Origin of the sequence: Pseudoduganella sp. R-43, from assembly GCF_049913255.1 — a bacterium.
Taxonomy (GTDB): domain Bacteria; phylum Pseudomonadota; class Gammaproteobacteria; order Burkholderiales; family Burkholderiaceae_D; genus Rugamonas.
In genome coordinates, this window is sequence record NZ_CP183988.1 from 3,754,815 (window position 1) to 3,780,229 (window position 25,415).

Annotated in this window: 26 protein-coding genes; 6 read left to right on the plus strand and 20 right to left on the minus strand. The window is 64.2% G+C overall.

The genetic code is table 11. The features are described 5' to 3' along the window. Together ACN9M3_RS17030 and ACN9M3_RS17035 are read left to right on the plus strand one after the other, a co-directional pair. Positions 1-480: a hypothetical protein gene (locus ACN9M3_RS17030; protein WP_426161660.1), complete on the plus strand. Its 480-nt coding sequence runs from the start codon at positions 1-3 to the stop codon at positions 478-480. 5 nt (positions 481-485) lie between these two features. Next, on the plus strand, positions 486-2,732 hold the full coding sequence (locus ACN9M3_RS17035) for a putative bifunctional diguanylate cyclase/phosphodiesterase (protein ID WP_426161661.1): 2,247 nt from the start codon (positions 486-488) through the stop codon (positions 2,730-2,732). Here the strand turns inward: ACN9M3_RS17035 and fusA are convergent. The 13 genes from fusA to ACN9M3_RS17100 all read right to left on the minus strand — a co-directional run bounded on the left by fusA (position 2,729) and on the right by ACN9M3_RS17100 (position 18,557). Further along, positions 2,729-4,843, minus strand: coding sequence for an elongation factor G (fusA, locus tag ACN9M3_RS17040; protein ID WP_426161662.1), 2,115 nt, complete (start codon positions 4,841-4,843; stop codon positions 2,729-2,731). The genes ACN9M3_RS17035 and fusA overlap by 4 nt on opposite strands. 84 nt (positions 4,844-4,927) lie before the next feature. Continuing rightward, positions 4,928-5,518, minus strand: a complete 591-nt coding sequence (locus tag ACN9M3_RS17045) for a flavin reductase family protein (protein ID WP_426318043.1) — start codon at positions 5,516-5,518, stop codon at positions 4,928-4,930. After that, positions 5,502-6,380 (minus strand): SMP-30/gluconolactonase/LRE family protein, encoded by an 879-nt coding sequence (locus ACN9M3_RS17050; RefSeq protein WP_426318044.1) that lies wholly within the window; start codon positions 6,378-6,380, stop codon positions 5,502-5,504. Before ACN9M3_RS17050 ends, ACN9M3_RS17045 begins: the two co-directional genes overlap by 17 nt. 2 nt (positions 6,381-6,382) lie before the next feature. Continuing rightward, positions 6,383-7,432 (minus strand): aldose epimerase family protein, encoded by a 1,050-nt coding sequence (locus tag ACN9M3_RS17055; protein ID WP_426161665.1) that lies wholly within the window; start codon positions 7,430-7,432, stop codon positions 6,383-6,385. After that, the gene (locus ACN9M3_RS17060; protein ID WP_426161666.1) at positions 7,429-8,046 is read right to left on the minus strand and encodes a 2-dehydro-3-deoxy-6-phosphogalactonate aldolase; all 618 of its coding nucleotides are present in this window, start codon (positions 8,044-8,046) and stop codon (positions 7,429-7,431) included. The genes ACN9M3_RS17055 and ACN9M3_RS17060 overlap by 4 nt, the downstream gene beginning before the upstream one ends. After that, on the minus strand, positions 8,046-8,948 hold the full coding sequence (locus ACN9M3_RS17065; RefSeq protein ID WP_426318045.1) for a 2-dehydro-3-deoxygalactonokinase: 903 nt from the start codon (positions 8,946-8,948) through the stop codon (positions 8,046-8,048). The genes ACN9M3_RS17060 and ACN9M3_RS17065 overlap by 1 nt, the downstream gene beginning before the upstream one ends. Next, the gene (gene dgoD, locus ACN9M3_RS17070; protein WP_426161668.1) at positions 8,942-10,090 is read right to left on the minus strand and encodes a galactonate dehydratase; all 1,149 of its coding nucleotides are present in this window, start codon (positions 10,088-10,090) and stop codon (positions 8,942-8,944) included. Before dgoD ends, ACN9M3_RS17065 begins: the two co-directional genes overlap by 7 nt. Before the next feature lie 2 nt (positions 10,091-10,092). Next, positions 10,093-13,869 (minus strand): NAD(P)-binding protein, encoded by a 3,777-nt coding sequence (locus ACN9M3_RS17075; RefSeq protein ID WP_426318046.1) that lies wholly within the window; start codon positions 13,867-13,869, stop codon positions 10,093-10,095. A gap of 7 nt (positions 13,870-13,876) precedes the next feature. Further along, positions 13,877-15,631, minus strand: coding sequence for a glycoside hydrolase family 2 protein (locus ACN9M3_RS17080; protein WP_426161670.1), 1,755 nt, complete (start codon positions 15,629-15,631; stop codon positions 13,877-13,879). Between the two features lie 148 nt (positions 15,632-15,779). Next, positions 15,780-15,977 (minus strand): hypothetical protein, encoded by a 198-nt coding sequence (locus ACN9M3_RS17085; RefSeq protein WP_426318047.1) that lies wholly within the window; start codon positions 15,975-15,977, stop codon positions 15,780-15,782. A gap of 108 nt (positions 15,978-16,085) precedes the next feature. Further along, the gene (locus ACN9M3_RS17090; protein WP_426323777.1) at positions 16,086-16,997 is read right to left on the minus strand and encodes a methyltransferase domain-containing protein; all 912 of its coding nucleotides are present in this window, start codon (positions 16,995-16,997) and stop codon (positions 16,086-16,088) included. A 94-nt stretch (positions 16,998-17,091) separates the two neighbouring features. Further along, positions 17,092-17,778, minus strand: a complete 687-nt coding sequence (locus ACN9M3_RS17095) for an ankyrin repeat domain-containing protein (RefSeq protein WP_426318048.1) — start codon at positions 17,776-17,778, stop codon at positions 17,092-17,094. Continuing rightward, positions 17,778-18,557: a TatD family hydrolase gene (locus tag ACN9M3_RS17100; RefSeq protein WP_426161673.1), complete on the minus strand. Its 780-nt coding sequence runs from the start codon at positions 18,555-18,557 to the stop codon at positions 17,778-17,780. Before ACN9M3_RS17100 ends, ACN9M3_RS17095 begins: the two co-directional genes overlap by 1 nt. 103 nt (positions 18,558-18,660) lie before the next feature. On the opposite strand from ACN9M3_RS17100, the gene ACN9M3_RS17105 reads away from it, so the two are divergent. After that, the gene (locus tag ACN9M3_RS17105; RefSeq protein ID WP_426318050.1) at positions 18,661-18,999 is read left to right on the plus strand and encodes a hypothetical protein; all 339 of its coding nucleotides are present in this window, start codon (positions 18,661-18,663) and stop codon (positions 18,997-18,999) included. On the opposite strand, the gene ACN9M3_RS17110 is transcribed toward ACN9M3_RS17105, so the two are convergent. Genes ACN9M3_RS17110 through mltG form a run of 5 tightly spaced genes read right to left on the minus strand, consistent with a single transcriptional unit; the run spans position 18,996 to position 22,531 of the window. Continuing rightward, complete coding sequence (locus tag ACN9M3_RS17110; RefSeq protein ID WP_426318052.1) at positions 18,996-19,517, minus strand: GNAT family N-acetyltransferase; 522 nt, start codon at positions 19,515-19,517, stop codon at positions 18,996-18,998. The genes ACN9M3_RS17105 and ACN9M3_RS17110 overlap by 4 nt on opposite strands. Positions 19,518-19,520: 3 nt before the next feature. Then, on the minus strand, positions 19,521-19,898 hold the full coding sequence (locus ACN9M3_RS17115) for a PilZ domain-containing protein (protein WP_426161675.1): 378 nt from the start codon (positions 19,896-19,898) through the stop codon (positions 19,521-19,523). Between the two features lie 12 nt (positions 19,899-19,910). Continuing rightward, positions 19,911-20,930, minus strand: coding sequence for a DNA polymerase III subunit delta' (locus ACN9M3_RS17120; RefSeq protein WP_426161676.1), 1,020 nt, complete (start codon positions 20,928-20,930; stop codon positions 19,911-19,913). Next, positions 20,927-21,541 (minus strand): dTMP kinase, encoded by a 615-nt coding sequence (gene tmk, locus ACN9M3_RS17125; RefSeq protein WP_426161677.1) that lies wholly within the window; start codon positions 21,539-21,541, stop codon positions 20,927-20,929. Before tmk ends, ACN9M3_RS17120 begins: the two co-directional genes overlap by 4 nt. Further along, positions 21,542-22,531: an endolytic transglycosylase MltG gene (gene mltG / locus ACN9M3_RS17130; RefSeq protein ID WP_426161678.1), complete on the minus strand. Its 990-nt coding sequence runs from the start codon at positions 22,529-22,531 to the stop codon at positions 21,542-21,544. 144 nt (positions 22,532-22,675) lie between these two features. Here mltG and ACN9M3_RS17135 point away from each other — a divergent pair, with 144 nt between their 5' ends. Genes ACN9M3_RS17135 through ACN9M3_RS17145 form a run of 3 tightly spaced genes read left to right on the plus strand, consistent with a single transcriptional unit; the run spans position 22,676 to position 24,722 of the window. Further along, positions 22,676-23,683 (plus strand): YgfZ/GcvT domain-containing protein, encoded by a 1,008-nt coding sequence (locus ACN9M3_RS17135; protein WP_426318053.1) that lies wholly within the window; start codon positions 22,676-22,678, stop codon positions 23,681-23,683. 2 nt (positions 23,684-23,685) lie between these two features. After that, the gene (locus ACN9M3_RS17140) at positions 23,686-23,973 is read left to right on the plus strand and encodes a DUF4936 family protein (RefSeq protein ID WP_426161680.1); all 288 of its coding nucleotides are present in this window, start codon (positions 23,686-23,688) and stop codon (positions 23,971-23,973) included. Further along, positions 23,964-24,722, plus strand: coding sequence for an NRDE family protein (locus ACN9M3_RS17145; RefSeq protein ID WP_426318054.1), 759 nt, complete (start codon positions 23,964-23,966; stop codon positions 24,720-24,722). Before ACN9M3_RS17140 ends, ACN9M3_RS17145 begins: the two co-directional genes overlap by 10 nt. Here ACN9M3_RS17145 and ACN9M3_RS17150 read toward each other — a convergent pair. Together ACN9M3_RS17150 and ACN9M3_RS17155 are read right to left on the minus strand one after the other, a co-directional pair. Next, positions 24,719-24,976, minus strand: coding sequence for a hypothetical protein (locus ACN9M3_RS17150; protein ID WP_426161682.1), 258 nt, complete (start codon positions 24,974-24,976; stop codon positions 24,719-24,721). The two genes, ACN9M3_RS17145 and ACN9M3_RS17150, sit on opposite strands and share 4 nt — an antisense overlap. 9 nt (positions 24,977-24,985) lie before the next feature. After that, positions 24,986-25,408, minus strand: a complete 423-nt coding sequence (locus tag ACN9M3_RS17155) for a GNAT family N-acetyltransferase (protein ID WP_426161683.1) — start codon at positions 25,406-25,408, stop codon at positions 24,986-24,988. Positions 25,409-25,415: the final 7 nt, after the last annotated feature.

The following is a 25,415-nucleotide window of genomic DNA, read 5'->3' on the forward strand; positions in this document are numbered from 1 at the left end:
ATGAAAAAGCTTTTCATTGGGGCTACCTTTGCTGCCCTGTCGATGCCGGCGCTTGCCGACACCTTTAGCGTGATTGAAAACCAGCCGTTATCCGAACTTTGGGTAAATCCGGGCTTCTACTCCTATCACTTCCAGCGCGACAAAGGCTTCGACGATACCAATCCCGGCTTCGGGGCGGAATACCGCTTTTCCACTGTTGCCTCAGTGACTGCAGGGCGCTTTCACAACAGCGACCGCCAGATGTCGAATTACGCCGGCGTGTATTACCAGCCCTGGGCAATCGGCCCGGTGCGACTCGGCGCCGTGATCGGCGGCTTCGATGGCTATCCAAAAATGCGCGATGGCGGATGGTTCCTCGCGGCAATTCCAGTGATCAGCGTGGAATACCAACGCGTTGGCGTTAACTTTGCTATCGTACCTACATACAAGGAACGTTTGCATGGCGCTCTCTCCGTGCAGCTCAAGTTCAAACTGATGTGATTCAAATGAACAAGCGCACATCCATTGAACACTTGCAGTCCAGCTCGCTGGAGGAATTACAGCGGCTGGCTGGATTTGTGTGTGGAAAACCGGTGCCGGCCGAGGCACTGGAGGATGAGCAGCTCTTGTTCAGCCATTTGCCGGATAAGCATTCTCCCGAACAGCATGCCGCGCTGGCCGATATCGCCCATTGCCTGCGCACCCAGCAAAGCCTGCGCCAGGGGCTGGCCCGGGCCAGGGGTTTCCTGGCCGGGTTCGCCGAGCACGCACCGGCCCCGCTCTGGATCAGGGATGCGGCCGGCAATTACGTGATGGGAAGCGGCCTCGAGCAGCAGGACGGCGCGCCTGAGAATCCGGACGTCACCAAGACCATGGAGACAACCGACGAAGGCAAGCGCCATTGGCTGGTGCATAAATTCCCCATTCACGTGAATGGCGAATCCTTTACCGGCGGCTCCGCGATCGACGTCACCACCGAGGTGGAAAAAGAACGCGCCCTGATCCGCCATGACAATTTTTATGTGCTGCTGTCGCGCATGAGCGCCCTGATCCCCCGCTCGCGCACGCTGGAGCAGCTGTGCCTTGATGCCTGCCGCCTGGCAGCGCACCAGCCCAGCCTTGATTGCGCCGCCATCAGCCGCCGCGCCGACGATGGCACGCTCTACCTGTTTGCCTCGGCCAGCCGCGAAGGCCAGGAGCGCCACTGGAGCGCCGGCGAAACGCCGCCGGACTGGCTGGCGGCGGAACTGGCGGCCCATGTGCTGGCCACCGGTCGCGTCCAGTCGGGTTCGCGCAAGGGCCACGAGATCGCGTCCTGCATGGCGGTGCCGCTGTTCGTCAACAACCAGCCCTGGGGCGTGGCGACTTTCTATTCGCGCCGCGAACAGCATTTCGACGCCTTCTATCGCGAGCGTGCCGGTGAGTTGAGCAACGAGCTGAGCTACGGGATCGAGCGCCTGGTCAATGCCCAGGAAATGCACCGGCTGGCGCGTACCAATGTGCTGTCCGGGCTGCCAAGCCGGCTGCAGTTCGAGGAAGAGATTGCCGCCCTGGCCGCTTCCGACGCGCGCGGCACGGTCCTGCTGGTCAACATCAACCGTTTCGACGAAATCAGTTCCGCCTACGGCAATGCCGCCGCCGTCGGCCTGATGCGCCATATCGCCCAGCGCCTGCGCTCGGTGGTCGCGGAAAGCATGCTGCTGGCCCACGTCGGCGTCGGCCGCTTTGCAGTCTTCCTGCCCGCGCACGGTACCCAGACTGCCGCGGAATTCATCCACGAGACGGCGGTGCCGATGCTGCAAGGCGCCTACCAGGTCAAGGAGCACAAGATCTGGTGCACCATCAACGCCGGGGCCGCCGCCCTGCCCGACGATGGCACCACGGCCGACGAGTTGCTGGTCAAGGCCTGGGACGCGCTGGCCGCGGCACGCGACCTCGACCTGCGTTTCGGACAGTATGACCGCGCCGCCGACCGCGTGGTGGCGCGCCAGATCAGCCTTGAAGTGGAATTGCGCGACGCGTTGGAACGCCAGGAGTTCGTCAATTTCTACCAGCCGAAAATCGACCTGCGCACCGGCAAGCTGACCGGCGCCGAAGCGCTGGTGCGCTGGCGCCATCCCCTGCGCGGCCTGGTGCCGCCGTCGGAATTCGTGCCGGAGCTCGAGCGCACCGGCCTGGTGATCGCCGTTGGCCGCCAGGTCATGCAGCGCGCCATGCAGGACTGGCGGGCCTGGCACGATGCCGGGCTGCAGCCGCCGCAAATTGCCGTCAACGTGGCGCCGGCCCAGTTCCGCTGCGATTCCCTGTTCAGCGACATCGAGCATGCCCTGCACACGGCCGGCGCCGACAAGCAGCCGTTGTCGATCGAGATTACCGAAAGCTCCCTGGTCTCGGACCATGACCGCGTGGTCGAAATCCTCAATAAGGTGCGCGCGCTGGATGTGCCGGTGGCCATCGACGATTTCGGCACCGGCTATTCCTCGCTGTCCTATCTGGTCAGCCTGCCGGTGGACGTGATGAAGATCGACCGTTCCTTCGTCACCCGCATGTCGCTCGATGCGGGCTATATGGGCCTGGTCAGCACGGTGGTGTCGCTGGCGCACAACCTTGACCTCAAGGTCGTGGCCGAGGGGATCGAGACCGAAGAAGAAGCCAAGCTGCTCAAACTGCTGCGTTGCGAACAGGGACAGGGCTACCTGTATGGCCACCCTGTCCCGGCCGACGAATTCGCGGCCTTGCTCGAACCGGCCTAGTGCTTCGACGCGGCGCGCGCCGTCGCCACCTGGTCGAGGATGTGCTTGGGCACCGCCGCGTAGTGCTGGAACTCCATGGTGTAGGTCGCCCGTCCCTGCGTCAGCGAACGCAGCGAAGTGGAATAGCCGAACATCTCCGCCAGCGGCACCAGCGCGCGAATCTGCTTGCCGCCGCCCCCGGGGATTTCGTCCATGCCCTGCACCATGCCGCGCCGCGTGGTCAGGTCGCCCATCACATTGCCCATGAATTCCTCGGGCGTCTCCACCTCGACGTGCATCATGGGCTCCAGCAGCTGCGCGTCAGCCCTGCGCATGCCTTCCTTGAAGGCCATCGAACCGGCCATGCGAAAGGCGTTCTCGTTCGAGTCCACGTCGTGGTAGGAGCCGAAAGTCAGCGTGGCGCGCACGTCGACCACCGGATAGCCAGCCAGCACGCCGGTATTGAGCGTCTCGCGGATGCCCTTCTCCACCGCCGGAATGAACTCGCGCGGCACCACGCCACCCTTGATGGCGTCCACGAACTCGAACCCCTTGCCCGCTTCCATCGGTTCCAGCTTCAGCACCACGTGGCCATACTGGCCCTTGCCGCCTGATTGCTTGATGAACTTGCCCTCGATATCGCTGACCGCCTTGGTCACGGTTTCGCGATAGGCCACCTGCGGCTTGCCTACCGTGGTTTCGACGCTGAATTCGCGGCGCATGCGGTCCACCAGGATTTCCAGGTGCAGCTCGCCCATGCCGGACATGATGGTCTGGCCCGATTCCTCGTCGGTATGCACGCGGAACGACGGGTCTTCCTGCGCCAGGCGGTTCAGGGCGATCGCCATCTTTTCCTGGTCGGCCTTGGTCTTCGGCTCCACCGCCTGTGAAATCACGGGCTCGGGGAAGACCATTTTTTCCAGGATGATCACCTTGTCCGGATTGCTCAGCGTGTCCCCGGTGGTCACGTTCTTCAAGCCCACGGCAGCGGCGATGTCGCCCGCGAACACTTCCTTGATCTCCTTGCGTTCGTTGGCGTGCATCTGCAGGATGCGCCCCAGGCGCTCTTTCTGCCCCTTGGTCGGGTTGTACACGGTATCGCCCGAATTCACGATCCCCGAATAGACGCGGAAGAAGGTCAGCTGGCCGACGAACGGGTCGGTCATGATCTTGAAGGCGAGCGCGGAGAACGGCTCGTCGTCCGATGGATGGCGTTCGATCTCGTTGTCGTCTTCGTCGTGACCCGCGATGGCCGGCACGTCGACCGGCGACGGCAGGTACTCGATCACCGCATCCAGCATCGCCTGCACGCCGCGGTTCTTGAATGCGCTGCCGGCCAGCATCGGCACGATCTCGTTGCGGATCGTTCGTTCGCGCAGCGCCGCCTTGATCTCGTCTTCGCTCAGGGTCTCGCCATTCAGGTATTTCTCCGTCAGCTCGGGCGTCGCCTCGGCGGCGGCTTCGATCATATGGTCGTGCCACTGCTGCGCCAGCTCTTTCAGGTTCGCGGGAATGTCCTCGTAGGTGAACTTGACGCCCAGCGTCTCGTCGTCCCACATGATGGCGCGCATCTTGACCAGGTCGACCACGCCGTGGAAATTCTCCTCGGCGCCGATCGGGATCTGGATCGGCACGGCAGTGCCTTTCAGGCGGTCCTTGATCTGCCGCTGCACGCGGAAGAAGTCCGCGCCGACGCGGTCCATCTTGTTGACGAAGGCAAGGCGCGGCACCTTGTACTTGTTGGCCTGGCGCCAGACGGTTTCCGATTGCGGCTGCACGCCGCCGACCGAGTCATATACCATGACCGCGCCATCGAGCACGCGCATCGAGCGTTCGACTTCGATCGTGAAGTCGACGTGGCCCGGCGTGTCGATGATATTGATGCGGTGCTCGGGGAAGTTCCCGCCCATGCCTTTCCAGAAGGCGGTGGTCGCTGCCGAGGTGATGGTGATGCCGCGTTCCTGCTCCTGCTCCATCCAGTCCATGGTCGCGGCGCCGTTGTGCACCTCACCCAGCTTGTGGTTGACCCCGGTGTAAAACAGGATGCGCTCCGTCGTCGTGGTCTTGCCAGCGTCGATATGGGCACTGATGCCGATGTTGCGGTAACGCTCGATAGGTGTCTTGCGGCTCATCACAATCTCCTTGAACGATGCCTTGCGGGCATCTTCGATTCTATCAGTAACAGGAGTGCGAAGATTGGGCGGCTCAACAAGAAATCAAGGGAACGGTTTCGCTTTTATCATCGCACTCGCACGCGCAAAATGTCCGGCACCAAGATGGTGCAGGGTGTGCAGATCGGCATTGTCGTCACGGAACGACCAGTGCCCGTCGGAAAAGACTCTTTCATCGGCAGCGGCCGCCACCACTTGTGCGAAGCAGGTGTCGTACGCGTCTTCGGCATGGCGCTCGGGGATCAGGCGGCACTCCAGCCAGGCCACGCAGCCGGTGGCGAGCAGCGGCGCGCCGGTGGCCGTGCCAGGCCGGGAGTCGAGCCTGAAGCGGGCGAACTTGTCGCCTTCGCGGCCGCTCGACGTGCCAACGGCGTATGCCAGGTCGGCTGCCGCGGCGCCGGGGATGCAGACCGCGAACACGCCGCTGGCGGCGATCAGCTCGCGGCTGAAGGTAAGCTTGTCGATCACGACGGCAATGCGGGGCGGCGTAAATTCGACCGGCATCGACCAGGCAGCGGCCATGATGTTGCGCCGGCCCTCATGGGCGCTGGTGACGAGTACGGTCGGGCCGTGGTTGAGCAGGCGGCTGGCTTGGTTCAGGGCAACCGGCTTGAAGTGTTCAAATTGCTGAGTCATCCCCCATTCTAGCGCCGAAGCGCATTTCCGGCAGGCCGACCGCGTCGGTCACCGGCATGCCAAACACGCCGCCGGCATAGCGTTCGCTTTCCAGCAAATCCACCAGGGCACTGGTCACGAACAGCTGGTCCAGCCCGGGGCCGCCAAAGCAGGGGCAGGTCGGCTGGCTGACCGGCACCGCCACCGCGCGCTCGATGCTGCCATCGGGACGGTAGCGCACGATCCGGCCGGCGCCCCATTCGGCATTCCAGAGGAAGCCGTCGGCATCGATCGCAGAGCCATCGGGCTCGCCGCAGCCGGGCGGCAAATGGGCGAAGATGCGTTCGCCCGCCACTTGATCGCCATAATCGCAGCAGCGGATTATGCCGCTCAGGGAGTCGCAGAAATACATGGTGGCGCCATCCGGGCTGAAGCAGATGCTGTTGGCAATCGCAACCGGCGCCAGCGGCAGCGTTTCCAGCTGCAGATTGTGGCCGAGGCGGTAGAAGCGCCCGATCGGCGCCCTGCCGATCGCTTCGTTCATGGTGCCGAACACGAAACGGCCCTGGCGATCGCAACGGCCGTCGTTGAGCCGCGTGCCGGGGACGTCGCTCTCCACTTCCACGATCGTCATCACCTCGCCAGCGGCAAAGTCGAACCAGGCCAGCCGGCTTTCCAGGCCGAGCAACAAACGGCCTTCCGACGCCGCCAGCGCAAACGACGCCAGGCGCTCCGGCATCTCCCACTGCTGCGTCACCCCGGTCGCGGGCCGGTGCCGCCACAGGCGGCGCCCCAGGATATCGGTCCACAGCAGGGATTGCGTACGCTCGCACCAGACAATGCATTCGCCCAAGGCATTCTGGGCATCCACGATCAGCTCCACATTCACCTCCACCTGTCGATGACATAGCGCGTGCTTGCGCTGTAGGGGGCGCCGGGGCCGCAGAACGCATTCGGGAAGCCGGGCTGGTTCGGCGCGTCGGGGAAATGCTGCGGCTCCAGGCACAGGCCTGCATGGCGTGTGAAGTCGCGCCCCTTGCCGCCGAGCGCGCCATCGAGGTAATTCCCGCTGTAGAACTGCAAGCCAGGGCAATCGGTATAGATCTCCATCTGGCGCCCGGACGCGGGGTCAGCCAGGCAGGCCTGCGGGCCGCGCCCTCCCGCCAGCACGAAATTGTGGTCATAGCCGCGCGCCAGGGCCAGTTGCGCATCCGCCTCTGCCAGCGCGCTGCCGATCCGGCGCTTCAGGCGAAAGTCGAACGGCGTGCCGGCCACTTCCCTCACCTGCCCGCTCGGCAGCAATCCCGTGCGCACCGGCAGGTAGTGGGCAGCGTCCAGGCGCAGCTCGTGCCCGAGAATGTCGCCCTCGCCAGCGAGGTTGAAGTAGCTGTGCTGGCTGATGCTCACTGGCGTCGGCCGGTCGCACACGGCCTGGTAGTTGCAGCGCAGCTCCCCGCTTGTCGTCAGCTCGTAGGTGACCATGACCAGCAGGTTACCCGGATAGCCTTCTTCGCCGTCGCGGCTGAGGCGGCACAGGCTGATGCGCGCCGCGTCGTTGTCGCTGCTCGCGTGGCCCTGCCAGCTTTGCTTGTGGAATCCGCGCCGGCCGCCATGCAGGTGATTCTCGCCTTCATTTTGCGTCAGCTGCACCACGCGGCCATCGTGCACGTAGCGGCCGCCCGCTATGCGATTGGCGAAGCGCCCGACCACGGCCCCGAAATAGGCCGTGTCGCGTTCGTAGTCAAGCATGGTATCGAAACCCAGCACAAAATCGAGCGGTGGACGATGCCGTGCCAGCACGCGCCAGCTACGGATGATGCAACCGTAGTCAAGCACCGATAACAGCATGCCCTGCCCGTTATCGAGCGTGAATTCCATGACCGGCTCGCCGTTGGCAAGCTCCCCGAACAAGCGGCTTTCGACACAGGGCTTCATCGGGCGCGCCAGGCGGCAATCAGCTCGCGCGCCCGCGACTCGAGCTCGGGCAAGGCAATGCCCGGCTCATACAAGCGGCCGCCAATCCCGAAACCGTCGGCGCCGGCGCGCACCCATTCATGCAGGTTGCCGGCACTGACGCCGCCGACCGGCCACACCCTTGCCGATGGCGGCAGGATGGTCTTGACACTACGCAGCCCGCTCGGGCCCAGCGTCTCGGCGGGAAACCACTTGACCGCATCCGCGCCCGCCGCCAGCGCCGCCAGCGCTTCGGTCGGCGTGGCAACGCCCGGCAGGGTCAGCATGCCCAGGTCGCGCGCGCGCCGCATCACCGCCGGGTCGAAATTCGGCGCGACCATGATGCGGCCGCCGGCCGCGTGGACCGCGTCCACGTCGGCGACGCTGGTCATCGTGCCGCCGCCGACCAACCCATCGTTGGGCTTCATGCCGTCCAGCAGACGGATGCATTCCAGGGCGCCCGGGCGGTTCAGCGGCACTTCCAGGATCCGGAAACCGCTGTAGAACAGTGCTGCCGCGACTGCCGGCGCTTCCGCAGCGGTCAGTCCGCGAAGAATCGCAACCAGCGGCGGCTGGTACTCGTCGATTGCGCTCATCAGATTGCCTCCATGAAGCGAGCCAGGGCCGCGCAATAGGCTTGGTCCGGGTCAATCAACTCTGTCGCGTAGCCGAGCATTTGCGCGACCTCGCGGTACGGCGCAGTCAGCTCGGCCGAGGCGATCAGGTGCAGCACAGGCATGCTGCCGGCTGCAGCGGGCGCCTCTTCACGCCGCGCCGCGAACTCCGTGCCGATCAGCAGGCCGCTGACATAGGAACGCGTTTCGCCTGCGTTCGAATCGCCCGCCACGACGCGGGCGCGCGCTTCAAACAGAGTATGGCTCAGGGCTTCGGCGCTTTGCGCACGGTTGGCGCCGGCGCGCAAGGCATCTGCGTCGGCATGGCCCTCGGCCATCAGTGCTGCCAGGGTTCCCGATGAGCGCAGGGATGCATACAATTCGCCGGTGATGAAGGTGGTCAGGCGCGCTATCTTGCCGTCGGCAACTTCCACCCATTTGCTGTGCGTGCCCGGCAGCACGTAGCAGCCGTCGCCATGCCTGAGGAAATGCGCGCCGAAGAGCTGGGTCTCTTCGCCGCGCATGACGTCAATGCTGCCGTGCTCGCGATAACAGTAGCCCGGCACGATGAAGCAGCCTGGCGCGCCGCTGACCGGCACCAGGGTCTCGGGCAGGCGCGCCAGCGGCACGCTGCTATCGAGGTAAGCCACTTCCTGCCAGCCCTGCGCACTGCCTACCATGCCCGACATGACGACCGGCACCAGCGCGTCGAGCTCGAGCAGCTGGCGCAGCGCCTGCAATGACTCGGCAAAATGGCCCTGGGCCGCCAGGGCGCCCTGCGCGTCCTCGTGCTTGCGCAGGCAACTCCCGTCCGCGCCGATGACATAGGCGCGCCGGTTGCTCGTGCCCCAGTCAATGCCCAGCAGGCAGGCTGGCGCTACCATTCGGCCACGCTGCCATCGGCGTGCCGCCACAGCGGATTGCGCCAGTCGGGCGCTGCGCGGCTGGCCTCGATGACCCGTTCTTCATTGATGTCGACACCCAGGCCCGGCAGGGGCAAGGGGTCGATGTAGCCGCCCTCCATGCGGAAGTCGCCCGCATTGTGTACATAGTCGAGCAGCTCCGCGCCCTTGTTGTAGTGGATGCCCATGCTCTGCTCCTGGAGCACGGCGTTGTACGAGACAAAGTCCACCTGCAGGCATGCCGCGAGCGCCACCGGGCCCAGGGGGCAGTGCGGCGCCAGCGTGACGTCGTAGGCTTCCGCCATGGCGGCGATGCGCAAGCATTCGCTGATCCCGCCCGCGTGCGACAGGTCCGGCTGCAAGATCGCCAGTCCGCCCTGCTCCAGCACGCGCTTGAATTCGAAACGCGAGAACATGCGCTCGCCGGCCGCCAGCGGAATGCTGGTCATGTCGGACAGGCGGCGGTAATACTCCGACTGCTCGGCCAGCACTGGCTCTTCGACGAACAAGGGGCGGTAGGGCTCGAGCGCGCGCAGCAGCGGCTTGGCCATCGGCCAGGCCACCCGGCCGTGAAAGTCGATGCCGAACTCGATGTCGTAACCGAAGGCGGAGCGGATGCCGGCAATGCGCTCGACGGCCGCGTCCACCGCCGTGGCGCAGTCGAGCATGGCCATTTCCTCGGTACCGTTCATCTTGAAGGTATTCAGGCCGATATCGCGCAAGGTCTGGATGCCCGCCACCACATCGGCCGGCCGGTCGCCGCCCACCCAGCTGTAGATCTTCATGCGCTCGCGCACCTTGCCGCCAAGCAGCTGGTACACCGGCACCCCCAGCGCCTTGCCCTTGATGTCCCACAAAGCCTGGTCGATGCCGGCAATGGCGCTCATGAAGACCGCACCGCCGCGATAGAAGCCGCCGCGGTACATGGCTTGCCACAGGTCGCTGATCTGCGCCGGATCGCGCCCGACCAGCAGCTCGCCCAGCTCGTGCACCGCCGCTTCCACGGTGCGCGCACGGCCTTCGATCACCGGTTCGCCCCAGCCGCTGATGCCCTCGTCGGTCTCGATCTTGAGGAACATCCAGCGTGGCGGCACACGATAAGTGCTGAGTTGCGTGATCTTCATGGTCAGGACGCCTTCGGTGCAGCCCGGCTGCGAAGGCGCGCCACCTGCTCGGCCGCGCGCTTGCCGGCCAGGAAAGCATGGTCGGAGTTGTAGTACTCCCATTCGCTGTAGCGGCCGGCCAGCAGGATGTCATGCTGCGCCAGCCATTCCCGCACGATGGCGACGTTGCGCGCACGCTGGTGGTCGTAGACGACATAAGCCACCGGCATGTCGACCTGGTTCGCCACCACCACCTTGTCGTCCGCACGCAGGAAGCCGACCTTGACCGCATCGGCAATGCAGCGCTCGATCAAGGCGTCGCCATCAAGCGGCAGCGGTTTCCATGGCGAATAAGAGATTTCGCAGGTAAAGCCGAAGCCGCCCGGCGCATTGCATTCAGGACTGGCGTTGCCTTGCACGAAGATGCGATGGAAGATGCTGTCTTCGGGGTAGTAGATCCAGTGCTTGTCCGTCACATCGCTGCGCGCGATGCCGATATTGACGCAGCGGATCGAGATATGGCGCAAGCCGTGCGCCGCTTCGCGCACTTCCGCCGGCGCCGCTGCGCCGATCAGCTTGACCAGTTCCGGCAGCGGCATGGTGCTGATCAGGTTGCCGTACTTGAATCGCCGGCCATCAGCCAGCGTCACGACGTGCTCCTCGGGCAGCACCTGCGCCACTTCCGCATTCACTTCGATTTTGCCGCGGATCAGGGGCAGGAAGCCATTCATCAGGGCCTGGAAGCCGCCGCGGCGCGGATAGCCGAAGCGGGCATTCGGCCCCATCGGGCGCGGCACCGGGCGCAAGGCGCCTTCGATAATCTCGGACAGGTCCGGCAGGGGCACGCGGCCGCCAAGCCAGGAGGTTTCCATTTCGCTTAATGGCACCGTCCACAATTTGCGGTTATAGGGAATTGCAAAGTGCTTCGCAATGCCTTTGCCCCATGCCTTGTAGATAAAGTCTTCAAAACTCTCGGTCTGGGCTGCGCGCGCTTCCTGGCTGGCTTTGGCCGCCTCGGCGCCGCCGTCGGCGCAGCAGTCCTCCACTTCCACGCTGGAGCAAGCCTGGCCGCTGCCGGCATCGCCATAACGCGCATCGATGGCGCCCACGATGCACTCCTTGATCACTTCCGGCGGCAGGCCATACAGCGCGCCCTGGAAGGGATAGCGGGTATACACGCCCTTGCTGTGGACCCAGGCTTCGCGCATCTGCCAATGCTGGTTGTCGCCCAGCAGCTTGTCGTACAGTTCGAGCACGTAGGGATCGTTGGAAAACATGATATGGCCGGCATGGTCGAAGGTGAAGCCGCCCTCCTCGATCGAGCGGCACCAGCCGCCCACCGTCTCGTTTCGCTCCAGCAGCAGGTTGTCCGCGCCCACGTGGTAGGCGGCGGACAGGCCGGTCGGTCCGCCCCCGATCACGATGCTGCCGAACGACTGGCCGCTGGCCGAGCCGCGCAGCGGGTTGACGTTGGGCGCCGCGCTGGCGCCGGCCAGCTTGCGCGGGGCGCCTTTGCCGGCCAGGCGCGCCGCCTTGCCGCCTGGCGGTGTCTGGTCGATCAGTTCGTGCATGCGGTCAGCCGTTGCATCCCACGAGGTGCGCGCCACCACCTCGCGCATGGCCGCCGCCATCGCCGCCGCTTGCTCAGGTGCCTGGGCCAGCGCCGCCTCGCAATGGCAGATGAACTCGTTGTGGTCATGAGCGATTGCCACGATGTCCCCATACGGCTGTTCCACGTCGCGGATGGCAGTGCTGACAATGGGAAGTTCCGCGGCCATGTACTCCAGTACCTTGGTCGGGCTGATGAAGCGCGTCGCTTCGTTTAGCGCAAACGGCAGCAGGCAGACGTCCCAGCCCGCCAGGAACTGCGGCAGGGCCTTGTACGATTGCTGTCCCAGGTAGTGCACGTTCTGGCGCTGCGGCAAGGTGGCCGGGTCGATCTTGACCACCGGGCCCACCAGCACGACCTGCCAGTCCGAATGCGCATCGGCGATGTCGGCAATCAGTTCGGCATCGAAGCGTTCGTCAATCACGCCGAAAAAGCCCAGGCGCGGACGCGGGATGGCCGTGTGCAGCGGGTGGCCGTTGCTGCGGTCCAGCGCCTGCTCGAAATGCACCGCATCGACGCTGCTTGGGAAGCAATGCGCATTGTCGTGGCGCGAGCGCTTGGCTTCGTACAGGCTGGGCCCGCCGGTAAATACCAGGTCGGCAATGTTCAGCAAGGCCGTCTCGCGCTGCAGCAATTGCTTGGGCGGGTTCCGGAAGGCGCTCAGTTCGTCCATGCAGTCATAGATGACCAGGGAAGGATGCAGGGCTTGCAGCAAAGGCAGCGCCATCGGGGTGTAGAACCAGACCAGCACTTCCTCGCCGTCCGGCGCCAGGGCCGCCACCAGCGGCTGCAGCAGCGGGATCTGGTCGTCGTGGAAACCGCGCGCGTCGACCGGTGTGTGGGGCTGGCAGACCGTCAGGTTCGGTGCGGGATGGGACATGACCATGCGTGCCTCCCCTTCCTCATACACCGGCTCCTCGACGAACACCACCTTGTAGTACTTGGCCAGGCGGGTGAGCAGGTGCTGAGGACGCTGGTATACGAAATCCCAGCGCAGGTGGCAGAAAACAATCAACGTTTGCATGGCATTCTCCTTGGTTTCACACAGGCTGTCGGTCAGCCGGATCGATTGGCGCAATGCAGTGGCGTACGGTGCGACGAGGACGCGGGCCAGCGGATCGGGCCCGTCGCGGTCCAGGTCCCACAGCCCGCTGTGGTGCCAGTGCTCGGCGTTTTCCCAGTCGGGCCGGTCGATGGCGGGGTACAGGCAGATGCCGCATACCTCGGCGCCGCGTTCGCGCGCCATCATGCTTTGCTCCGCCATTTCCCTGATCCAGGTGCCGCGGCCGCTGCCGACATGGCTGGTCTCCGCCAGCAGCACCGGCCGGCCGTAGCGCTGGTGCAGTTCGACCAGGATGTCGGACAGGGGCCGGCGGCGCGGGTCGTCCAGGTGCCACCACAGCCGCATATTGGTGCCGCTTTCCCACTGGTTGCTGTGGTAATAGTTGCCGCCCACCAGGTCCAGGTAGCGCGGGTGCCCGCCAAGCTCCGGTTCGACGCGGCCGCACAGCATGTCCAGCGCCTCGTATTGCGAAGCGGTCCAGCCGGCGGCCTGCGCCGCCCAGTCGGGACGGTCCTTGGGCGCGATGACGTGGATCAGCGGGTCGCACTGGAAAAAGCGCGCCCCCGGCGTGATCTCGCGAATGGCGTCGATGGCGGCGATGGAAGCGCGCACCAGCTGGCGCTTGCCCAGTTCACCGGCCCGCTCGTGGTACATGTTCAGGCAGCGGAACATATGCACCGACAGGCCCCAGGCCGTGAAGGACAGCTCGTTCATCGGCGAGTACACCGGCTCTTCGCCCAGCCAGGGCGCCAGGAAGCGCGCGCTGGCCTGGCAAAAACGCACGAAACGCGGCACGAAGTCGTCGCTGTAGATGTCGACGTCTTCCGGCCAGCCGTAGTGGCAGAAGGTCCAGCAGCTTTGCAGCCCCAGCGCGCGTGCGGCTTCCAGGCGCGGCAGCAGCGGCGAGAAATCGAACTGGCCGTCGCGCTCGACCAGCCGCCAGCCGATCGATTCGCGCACCGTACGGATGCCGAACCGGGCCAGCAGCTCATAGTCGGCGCGGGCGCGCTGCAAATGGCCGGTGACCAGGTTCATGTCCTGCGGCTGGCCGGCATGGTTGACGTGGTCGGCGCCCTCATAGCCGGCTTGCCAGAAGGTGGCGAAGGGATGGCAGGCGGGGGTCGTCACGGCGCACCTATTGCACGTTGCGCGTCGCGGCGCTGATCAGCTCGAGGGGAATCTTGGGCGTGCGGTCGGCGTTCAGCAGGCCGTTCGTTTCCTGGAAGGTGTCGGCGAACTGGGTATAGCAGAAGCCACTGAACATCATGGTTTCGTTGACGACCTTCAGCAAGGAACGGTAGTGCTCGAGGAAGCCCTCGGCCGTGTTCTGGCGCGAATAGCCCCAGGTATGGTGGGCCGGTGCGTTCGGGTCGAAGGCGATGCCGCCGAACTCGGTCAGCACGATCGGCTGGCCGCGGTGCGGGAAGCCGTCCAGCGTGAGGATGCGCCCGCCCGGGCGGCGCTGGTCGAACAGGGTGCGCACCGGATCGGTCACTTCATAGCGCTGGCGCACACGCTCCGGGTCGGGATCGTAATCGTGGATGCCAAGGATGTCGGTGGCCGAAGCCTCCCAGCCGTCATTGCCGATCACGGGCCGGGTCTGGTCCAGCATGCGCGTCAGGTGGTAGAGCGCTTCGACTGCGTTGCGGTGCGATTGCACGGCGGTCAGGTTGGGCACGCCCCAGGATTCGTTGAACGGCACCCAGACGATCAGGCTGGGGTGGCTGTAGTCGCGCTCAATCGCCTCGCTCCATTCATGCAGCAGGCGCGTCATGGCGCGCGCCGAAAAGGCGTAGGCCGACGGCATCTCTTCCCAGACCAGCAGGCCAAGGCGGTCGGCCCAGTACAGGTAACGCGGGTCCTCGATCTTCTGGTGCTTGCGCACGCCGTTGAAGCCCATCGCCTTCGCCAGCTCGACATCGCGCCGCAAAGCCTCGTCGGAAGGTGCGGTCATCAGGCTTTGCAGCCAGTAGCCCTGGTCAAGCACCAGGCGCAGGTGGTAGGGCCGGCCGTTCAGCATGAAGCGGTCGCGGTTGATCGACACCGAACGCATGGCGGTATAGGAGCGCACGCGGTCCAGTATCTGGCCATCGCGGTACAGGGTCAGCTCGGCGTCCAGCAAGGTGGGCCGCTCGGGGCTCCACAGGATCTCGTTGCGCGAATCGTCGATGCCTGGGTCCGACAAGGCGATCTTGCGGTTGGCCTCCTGGCCCACCATCAAATACCGGTCCGCGGCCAGCAGCTTCGCGCCGAGCCAGACCTTGACTTCTACCGTCAGGCCGGGCGCGGCGTCGCCGCCGGCCAGCACTTCGCAGCCGAGTTCATAGCCGTCGAAGATCGGTGTCCAGCGCAGCCTGCGGATATAGGTGGCCCCGACGTTTTCCAGCCATACGGTTTGCCAGATGCCGGTGGTGCGCGGGTACCAGATCGAATGCGGCTCGAGCTGCCAGTCCTGCTTGCCGCGCGGCTTGTTCAAGTCGGCAGGATCGTCTTCCACGAACAGCACCAGGGTCTGCTCGCCCTCGACCAGTTCGTCGGTGATGTCAGCCGTGAAGGAAGTGTGCCCGCCTTCGTGCTCGGCCACCATGTGGTTGTTGATCCACACGCGCGCCTGGTAGTCGACGGCACCAAAATGCAGCAGCGTGCGGGCGCCGCGCTGTTCGACCTTGAAACGGCAGCGGTACCAGCAAGCGTTATGGAAACCGGTGTCGCCGATCCCGCTCAGTTCCGACTCCGGCGCAAACGGCACATTGATGCGGCGCGACCAGGGAATATCGTCCGAAGGCAGGCAATACCTGTGTTCGTCGTCGAACTCGAACTCCCACTCGCCATTGAGCGACTGCCATTGATCGCGCACCAGTTGCGGCCGCGGATATTCGAATTGCCCCATTGTCTGCCCCGCCCATCGTTGTTATTCGATGGGCCATCGTAGCAGCGCGATTGCCACAGTGCGCTTACGATACGGGCCGGAAAAATTTCCGCCGGCTTCGCATAAAACCTTTAGATACTGGCGGTATGCAAAATGCCGCGCCAGGCGGTTAGCGCGGCGAACCACCCAGCACGCGCGCCGGCAGCATGACGATGGCGCGCAGCAGTTCGAACACCGCTTCGACACCGATGCCAAGCAAGCGGAACGGCAGCAACAGCAGCCAGACGATGGGATACAGGACCAGGGCAAGCAAGGCCAGTGGCCAGCACAGGAACAGCAACAACAGCCATAAGATGAAGCCGAACATTCCAGCACCTCCGATTGAAGTTGAGGCAACTGTAAAGCGGACGTCCGGCCCGGACAACGGACATGCGACCAAATGCAGATTAGGCCGACAGAGAGCGAAAAAGCGGGGTCAAGCTGCAAAGGCCGGCAAGGCGGCCGTGGTGCGCAGGGCGACCGCGCGCATGGTCGCTTGCAGGGACTGGATCTGGCCGCCGGCACGGTAGGCAAAGCTGACTTGCACGGCCTCGCCGGCCCGCAGCTGGACCGGCTCGGCAAGCGGCAAGGTCATGTAGTGGTTCAGCCAGTCGATGGTGCTGTTGCGTTCGGACACGACAGCCAGGATGTTCTTGGTGATGAAACGCAGCGCGTTGAGCTGGCCGTCCCTTTCGGCGATGAACTGGCCTTCCCAGCGATACAGCATTTCGTTGGGCTGGGTGAAGTCGATCAGTGCATAGACCTGGGGCTGGGACAGTTCCACCGTGGCATTCTGGATCTGGCCCGGCTGCTGGAACTGCACGATCGGGGCGAGGAAACCGTCGAAATCGTATTCCTGCTGGACCGGCTGGACCGCCATCAGCACCGCCTCCGGCATGAACACAGGCAGAGGGCCGCCAAAGCGTTCCAGGTAGCGCTGCTTGAAATGCTCGATGACCTCGACCTGCTTTTCGCGCAACATGGCGACGTGGATCATTTCGCAGATGACGACATCGACCGGCTCCGGCGGCAGGTATTCGAAGGCATCGGCATGCACCACTTCGACGCGCTCGCCATTGTTGTTCATTGCCAGGAACTTGCGCGCTTCCTGCACCATGTCCGGGTTAAATTCAACACAATACACCTTGTCGGCCTTCTGCGCCGCGAAAAAGGACAGCACGCCGGTGCCGCCGCCCAGTTCCAGCACCTTCATGCCCGGCTTGACCACATAATCGATGGCGGCCTTGAAGTTGTGCATGCGGTTGGCATCCATCAGCATATTGTGATGGTAGTGCAGCGGGATGAACTGGCCGAGGTAGCAGCTTTCGATTTCGCGTTCGTTCAGCATGGCAGTGGCGCGGGCGCGCGGTGGGTTGTCGACAACAGGATTGTCGCCCCAGGCACGCCTGGCCATTTGCACGATATGAAAGGGAAATACCGCCTTATTTGCCGCCGAGGTGCTGGCGGATTTGCTCGGCGATCCACGGTTTTTGCGCGCGGATGGCAAATTCGGCGGCATTTTCGCGCCAGGCTCGGTCTTTCAGGCGCGCGTCGGCGCCCTCATCGAGCAGGAGCTTGACCGCATCTTCCTGTCCTTCGCGGGCGGCCAGCATCAGCGGCGTGGTGCCAGTCGGCGACGCGGCGTCGATGTAGGCGTGGCGCTCGAGCAGCAGCTTCATGATGTCGAGGTCGCCGGACGCGGCGGCGTAATGCAGGGCCGTCCAGCCGGGGCGATTGACCTGCGCACCGCGCTCCAGGATGGCGAGCACGGCGGGCTTGTTCTTTTGCAAAGCTGCCATCATCAAGGCCGTATTGCCGTTCGGCGACTGTTCATCGATTCTCAAGCCCGGCTGCGCGAGCAGCAGCCTGGCAACGCGCATTGCGTCGTTGCGTATCGCAATGATGAGACCGGTCTCTCCGCGCTGCGGGTCGTGCAGGTTGGGATCGAGGCCGCGCGCCAGTACGGCCTTGACGGTGCGGTCGTCGTCGATCTGGACAGCGCGGAAGAACGCGACCTGCTCGGCTTCGGCGTCGAACGCCTCTCCGGCCGCGTTCGCGCTTGCCAGCCCGGCGAGCAGCGCCGAGGCAGCTCCGGCCAGGAAGGCGAGCGCGGCGCGGCGGCTCATCATCAGGCTGCCGCCTTGAACAAGTCGAAGAAGTTGGCGGAAGTCTGCTCGGCGACCTTTTCCAGCGGGATGCCTTTGAGCTTGGCAATGAATTCGGCAACGTGGGCCACATAGCCCGGCTCATTCATCTTGCCGCGGTACGGTACAGGCGCCAGGTAGGGCGAATCGGTTTCGATCAGCATCCGTTCCAGCGGCACTTCCAGCGCCACTGCCTGCAGCTCCTTGGCGCTTTTGAAGGTCACGATGCCCGAGAAGGAAATATAGAAGCCTTGCTCCATCGACGCGCGCGCTACCTCCAGCGATTCGGTAAAGCAATGCATGACACCTGCCACGCCGCCCTGACCGGTGCCGGCGCCCTCTTCGCGCATGATCCGAATAGTGTCTTCCGAGGCGGAACGGGTGTGAATGATCAATGGTTTGCGCGACTCGCGCGAGGCGCGGATATGGGTCCGGAAACGCTCGCGCTGCCATTCCAGGTCGCCTTCGAGACGGTAGTAGTCAAGGCCGGTTTCGCCGATGGCGACGATCTTCGGATGCCGAGCCAGGTCGACCAGCTGTGCGACCGTCGGTTCAGGCGTGTCTTCGTAATCGGGATGCACCCCGACCGAGGCGTAAATATGCGGATACTGCTCGGCCAGCGCCAGCACGCGCGGGAAGTCCGGCAGGTCGACCGACACGCAGAGCGCGTGGCTGACCTTGTTTTCCGCCATCTTGGCGAGGATTTCAGGCATCCGGGCAGCCAGCTCCGGGAAGTCGATATGGCAGTGGGAATCGATAAACATCCCGGCATTTTATCCGAAACTTTTCAGGACCCAGCCTGTCCAAAGTCAAAACCATTCGGAATACAGCTACGCCAAAGTAGCGGAAACATGCTATGGAGGCGCTATGGATATCGAGGAACGCATGGCGAAAGCAGAAACGGAAATTGCCATCCTAAAAGAAATGCAAAACGAACTGCGCGCGGCAATGGCGCTCGGTTTTGCTGAGCAACGTCAGGTGATGGAGGCCGGTTTTGCCGAGCAACGTCGTGTCATGGAAGCCGGCTTCGCTGAGCAGCGCCAGGCATTGGACGCTGGCCTGCGGGAGGTCCGCGAGGCGCGGGAACGTGCAATTGCTGAGCTGCGCCAGGAGATGCAGCGCGGTTTTCGCTGGACCTTCAGTGCGCTGTTATCCATCCTGGCCCTGGTCCTGGGCATTATTGCCCGGCTGGCGGGCGCGATTTAAGCGACGCGCTTGCCCAGGATGACCAGGTCGCGCTCGACGCCGTCCAGGTTGGCGACGCGCGGCAGCGTGGCCCAGGTCTCGAACCCGAATTTCTCGAACAGCGCCAGCGATGGCTTGTTGTGGCCGAAGATGAAGCCGAGCACGGTATGCACGTTTACCTGCGGCGCGAAATCAATCGCTTCCTGCAGCGCATAGCGCCCGACGCCCTTTCCGCGCCACGCCTGGTCGATATAGATCGATACTTCCGCCGTGCCCGCATAGGCGGGACGGCCATAGAAGTTCGAATAGGAAATCCAGCCAATGATGCCCTCGCGCCCCGCCTCCTCGATCACCCACAGCGGCCGGCGGCCGGGCTCGTGTTCGTGGAACCACGGCAGACGCGATTCAAGCGACACGGGCTCGGTATCGGCTGTCACTTCGCGGGAGGCGACGGTGCTGTTGTAGATCGCGACAATCGTCGGCAGGTCGTCGAGTGTGGCGAGGCGGTGGCGGAAATGTGGGTGGCGCAACTTCGTCATGCGTTAAAGCGTGTGGGTGGCACGGGACGAGCGCAGCGCAGCGCCCAGGATTTCTTCGATGCGCAGGCGGGTACGGGTGCCGGTCTCGTCGTCCGGAAAATGCACGCCGATGCCCTGCGTCTTGTTATTGGCCGCGCCGGGCGGCGTGATCCAGACGACCTTGCCGGCGATCGCGTACTTGGCAGGATCGTCCATCAAGGTCAGCAACAAATAGATCTCGTCGCCAATCTTGTATGGCTTTTGGGTTGGCACGAACATGCCCCCATGCTTCAGGAAAGGCATATAGGCCGCATACAGGGCCGCTTTTTCCTTGATTGCGAGGGACAACACCGTTGGCCGGTTGACGGCCGCGGCACCTGGTTCGGTTGGGCTTGCGCTCATTTTTTCCTTTCTTCAGCTACAGCAAGCAGTGTAGTCAAGAAGCATATCTTCAATAAACAGTTTCGGCGACAGCGGATGGTCGGACGTCGCGCGCCTTTCGTTGGCGCCCTTGACCGCTGCCATCAGGCGGCTGATGTTCACCTTGTCCGCCAGTCCGGCCAGCTCGCGCTGGTAACGGGGATAATAACGGATGTTACCTGCAAGTTTGTACGAAAACAGATCGTAAAGCCAGCGCTGTTGCCACGATACCAAGGCGCTGAGTGGTACTTTCTGCAATTTGTCGGCAGTTTTCAGGGCTCCCTCCACGCTCGGACGGGCCAGGTACTGCAGTAAAGCGTCCAATTCTTCGCGGTTGCCTGTTTCAGAGGCAGCTACGGCGGCCAGCGGCGAACCGCCCTGCTCGCGCAGCCAGCTGTCGGCATCGGGCACGCCCTGCTCCTTGAGCCAGGCCAGCGCTTCGGCATGGGAAGGCATCGGCATGGCAAACTTGCGGCAGCGCGACAGGATGGTCGGCAGCACGCGGTCCAGGCCGTTGGATGACAGCAGGAACACCGTGCCTGGCGGCGGCTCTTCCAGCGTTTTCAGCAAGGCATTCGAGGCCGGCATGTTCAGCGCTTCGGCCGGATAGAGCACCACCACGCGCAAACCCTGGCGGTGGGTCGAGATGTTCATGAAATCGGCCAGGGCGCGGATCTGCTCGATCTTGATCTCTTTGGAAGGCGCCTTCTTGGCGGCCTTCTTGTCTTCGCCCTCTTCGCCCTCGCCCGGCTCGTCTTCGAAGATTTCCGGCCGCACGCGGCGATAGTCCGGGTGGCTGTGCTGCTGGAACCAGCCGCAGCTTGGACACTCGCCGCAAGCGTGGCCGTCCGGGCGCGCGTTTTCGCACAGCAGCGCCTGGGCGAACTGCTCGATGAAGTCGGCCTTGCCGATGCCGTTGGCGCCGTGGAACAGGATCGCATGCGGCATGCGCTGGCGCAGCTGCTGCAGCTGTTGCCAGGCGCCCTGCTGCCATGGATAGACCTGGCCGCTCAAGCAAGCGCTCCCACGATGCGGGCGAGCTCGGCCTGGATATCGGCAATGCTGCGGGTGGAATCGATGACGCGGAAGCGCTGCGGCGCCTCGGCGGCGCGGCGCAGGTACTCGGCGCGGGTAGCCATGAAGAAATCGGCTTGCTCGCGCTCGAAACGGTCCAGTTCGCGCGTCGCATCGAGGCGGGCGCGCGCCACATCCAGCGGCACGTCGAACAGGATGGTCAGGTCCGGTTCCAGGTTGGGGTGCACCCAGTGCGCCAGGATGTCCAGTTTTTCCCGGCTCAGGCCACGGCCGCCGCCCTGGTAGGCAAAGCTGGCGTCGGTAAAGCGGTCGGAAATGACCCAGGCGCCGCGCGCCAGGCCCGGTTCGATCACTTGTGCCACGTGTTCGCGGCGGCTGGCAAATACCAGCAGGGTTTCAGTCTCGACGTGCATGGTTTCGTGCAGCCACAATTCGCGCAGCTTCTCGCCCAGCGGCGTGCCGCCCGGTTCGCGCGAACTGACCAGCTCGAGGCCGCGTGCCTTGACCAGCTCGCCAACGAACTGGATATGGGTCGACTTGCCGGCGCCGTCAATGCCTTCGAAAGTGATGAATTTACCGCGTGTTGTCATTTATTGTTTTTGGTACTGGTTGACCGCCCGGTTATGATCGGTCAGGTTATCGGAGAACTGGCTGGTGCCATTGCCGCGCGCCACGAAGTACAGTGCGCCGGATTTGGCCGGTGCCAGCGCAGCCGTCAGCGAAGCCACGCCCGGCAGCGAAATCGGGGTCGGCGGCAAGCCGACCCGCATATAGGTATTGTAGGGGGTGTCGGTTTCCAGGTCCTTCTTGCGGATATTGCCGTCAAACCTGGGGCCGATGCCGTAAATGACGGTCGGGTCGGTTTGCAGCAGCATGCCCAGCTTGAGGCGGTTCACGAACACGGCGGCAATCATATTGCGTTCGGACTTCTGGCCGGTTTCCTTTTCCACGATGGACGCCATGGTCAGCGCCTCGTAGGGCGTTTTGTAGGGCAGGCCGGGATCGCGTTTCTCCCAGGCTTCGCCCAGGCGCTTCATCAGCATGCTGTGCGACTGGCGGAAAATGGCCAGTTCGCTGGAATTCTTGGCGAACAGATAAGTATCAGGGAAGAACAGGCCTTCCGGATCCTTGAATTCGGGGTTGACGCGCGCCATCAGCTCGCGGTCGCTAAGCTCGGCGGTATCGTGCTTTAAGCCGGTATGCGCGGCAATGGCCTGGCGCATCTGGCGGAAGGTCCAGCCTTCAATGATGGTCAGGGACTCTTGGGCAAACTCGCCGCGCACCAGCTGGCCGATCAGGCGCATCGGCGTCGTGCCAGGTTTGAGCTCGTACGTGCCAGCCTTTAGTTGCCCGCTCTTGCCGGTCACGCGCGCCAGCAGGTTGAACATCAGCGGCTGGATCGGCACGCCGGCAGCGGCCATCTGCTGGCCGGCGGCGCTGGCCCCGCTGCCTTTGCTGATGGTGAACTCAATGGCAGGCTCCTGGCCAATGACAGGCTGGCCCGCCCACCAGGCAAACCCGCCCACGGCCCCGGCCGCGGCCAGGATACCCAGTGTGATCGACTTCTTGATAAACGCCATTTCCAAATGCCCGTTCGATAATCCAATCTTGAACCAGTTTCAGCCTGGACGACAGCGTTTTCCAAGCCCCCGGCGGAATTTGCGCGGGATCACTATAATGAAGGCCGTAATGATAATGCTTTCATCGCCAGAATATGGGAATTTATGAATAACTGGAATCAACTTTTGACACAGGAACAAGAAACACTGAGCACGAGCCAGCTCGCGACCGGTTTTGTTGCCCCGCTCACCGACCAGGGCCTGATCGCCTTCACCGGCGAAGAATCGGCCAGTTTCCTGCATAAGCAGTTGACCAACGACGTCGAACACCTGGGCCTGGGCGAGGTGCGCCTGGCCGGTTATTGCTCGCCGAAGGGACGCATGCTGGCGTCCTTCCTGATGTGGAAGACCGAAGAATCGATCTTCCTGCAACTGCCGCGCGCAATCCAGCCGGCGGTGCAGAAGCGTTTGCAAATGTTTATCCTGCGCAGCAAGACCAAGCCGGCCGATGTCACCGACCAGTACGTGACGCTGGCCATTGGCGGCGACGATGCGGAGGCTGTGCTGCAGACCTGGTTCGACGTGCTGCCGGCCAAGCCGTTCAGCAAGATCGACCACCCGCTGGGCACGGTACTGCGCGTGGCCGATGCCTTCGCCGCGCCGCGCTACCTGTGGCTGGCGTCGCCGGAAGCGGCGTCGACCGCCGCTTCCGTGCTGAAGGACCGTTTGGTGGTGGGCGGCAACGAGGCTTGGCGCCTGTCTGAAATCCATGCGGGCGTGCCACAGGTTGGCCCGGGCACCCAGGAGCAGTTCGTGCCGCAGATGGTCAATTTCGAGTTGCTGGGCGGTGTGAACTTCAAGAAAGGTTGCTATCCGGGCCAGGAAATCGTGGCGCGCAGCCAGTACCTGGGCAAGCTGAAGCGCCGCACCGCGCTCGCTTCCATCGCCGATGCATCGGTGGCCCCGGGCGCCGAGGTATTCTCGCCGGCCGATCCGGAGCAGCCCTGCGGCATGGTGGTCAACACGGCGCGCAACGGCGCAGGCGGCGTCGATGCCCTGGTGGAGATGAAGCTGGAAGCGCTGGAAGCGGGCGACGTGCGCTTCGGCTCGGCCAGCGGGCCGGCTTTGCAGTTCAAGCCCCTGCCCTACCTGCTGGACAAGCTCGACGTCTGAACATGGACCTCTACGTGTATTACAAGGTGCAGGCCGCACAGGCGGCTGGCCTGCAGGCGGCGGTTATCGCCATGCAGTCGTCGCTGTCGGCGGCGCATGGGGTGGGCGCGCAGCTCAAGCGGCGCCCGGAAGCACCCGGCGGCGTGCAGACCTGGATGGAGGTTTATCCGGGCGCCGGCAACGCATTCCTTGTCGTGCTCGACGCAGCGGCGGCGCAAGCCGGGCTGGCGCGCTGGATCGCAGGGCCGCGCCACGTCGAAGTATTCGAGGATATGCCGCCATGTGCCTGATCGTATTTGCCTGGCAGGTGGTGCCTGGCGTGCCCCTCATCGCGGCGGCAAACCGCGACGAATTCTACGACCGCGATACGACGCCGGCGGCACCGTGGCCGGATGCGCCGCACATCTATGCCGGCCGCGACCTCAAGGCCGGCGGCAGCTGGATGGGGATCACGCGGCCAAGCGACCCGGCTGGCGCAGCCGCTGCCGGCCCCTCGCGCTTTGCGGCGATCACCAATGTGCGCAATCCGCAGGAACACAACCCGCTGGCGCCATCGCGCGGCCAACTGGTGGCCGATTTCCTGGCCGGCGGGATGACAGCGCAGGAATACGTGGCGCAGGTGGCGCCGGGCGCGGGCGAATACAACGGTTTCAACCTTGTCCTGTGCGATGGCAAGGAACTGGTCTGGTATTCGAACAAGGGAAATGACGACCCACGGAACGGCAGGCCGCTGGAGCCGGGCATCTATGGCCTGTCGAACGCCCTGCTCGACTCGGCATGGCCGAAAGTACTGAAGACCAAGGCGCAATTCGCCAGCCTGCTGTGCCTTGGCGCGCCGGAAGACGCCTATTTCGAGATGCTCTCCGACACCACCCGGGCGCCGGACATGCGCTTGCCGGAAACCGGGGTGCCGCTGGAGCTGGAACGGCTGCTGTCAGCCGTGAAGATCGAGTCGCCGAACTACGGCACGCGCAGTTCCACCGTGGTCAAGCTGTACGCGGACGCCCCGGCACAACTGCACGAAGTCCAGATCCGTTAAGGAAGCTGCTCCCGCACACAGGATGGCTTTTCCTTGCCCTGGCGGGAGCAGGAAATCAAGGTACGGGTCCCGGTGTCGATGGCATAGAAATGGGTCGGTCCGTTGGCCGTGGCGGGAGCTGCAGCGGCGGCCGGCCATTGCACGCCTGCGCCGCCAACCTGGGCTTGCGCCACCTGGATCGGGCTGATGGAACCGGCGAGGAAGCCCGCGCCAAACACTGCGCAGACACCGAGCGCGATGATCGAACGTTTCATTTTCAACTCCTAGAATTCGTAGTGCATTTCGATGTGGGGAATGCCCGCTTCGTGGAAGACATCACCTGCCATGGCGAAGCCGTGGGCCAGGTAAAACTCCGCCGCGTGGGTCTGGGCGCTGAGGACAACCCTGGTGTCGCCGCGCTCGCGGGCCTTTTCCATCAAGCCCTTGAGGATGGCGCCGCCCACTCCCGCACCGCGCGCGCTGCGCAGCACAGCCATGCGGCCGATATGGCCATCAGGCAGCAGGCGCCCAGTCCCGAGCGCCTTGCCGGCCGCATCATAGGCCACGGCGTGCAGGCACACGGCATCCCTGTCGTCCATTTCCAGGTCGGCAGGCACGTTCTGTTCCCGCACGAAGACTTCGATGCGGATCGGTGTCGCGTCGGCCTGCATGGCGGCCCAATCGCCAAAGCGGAGTGTTGTCGTCATGCCGCGC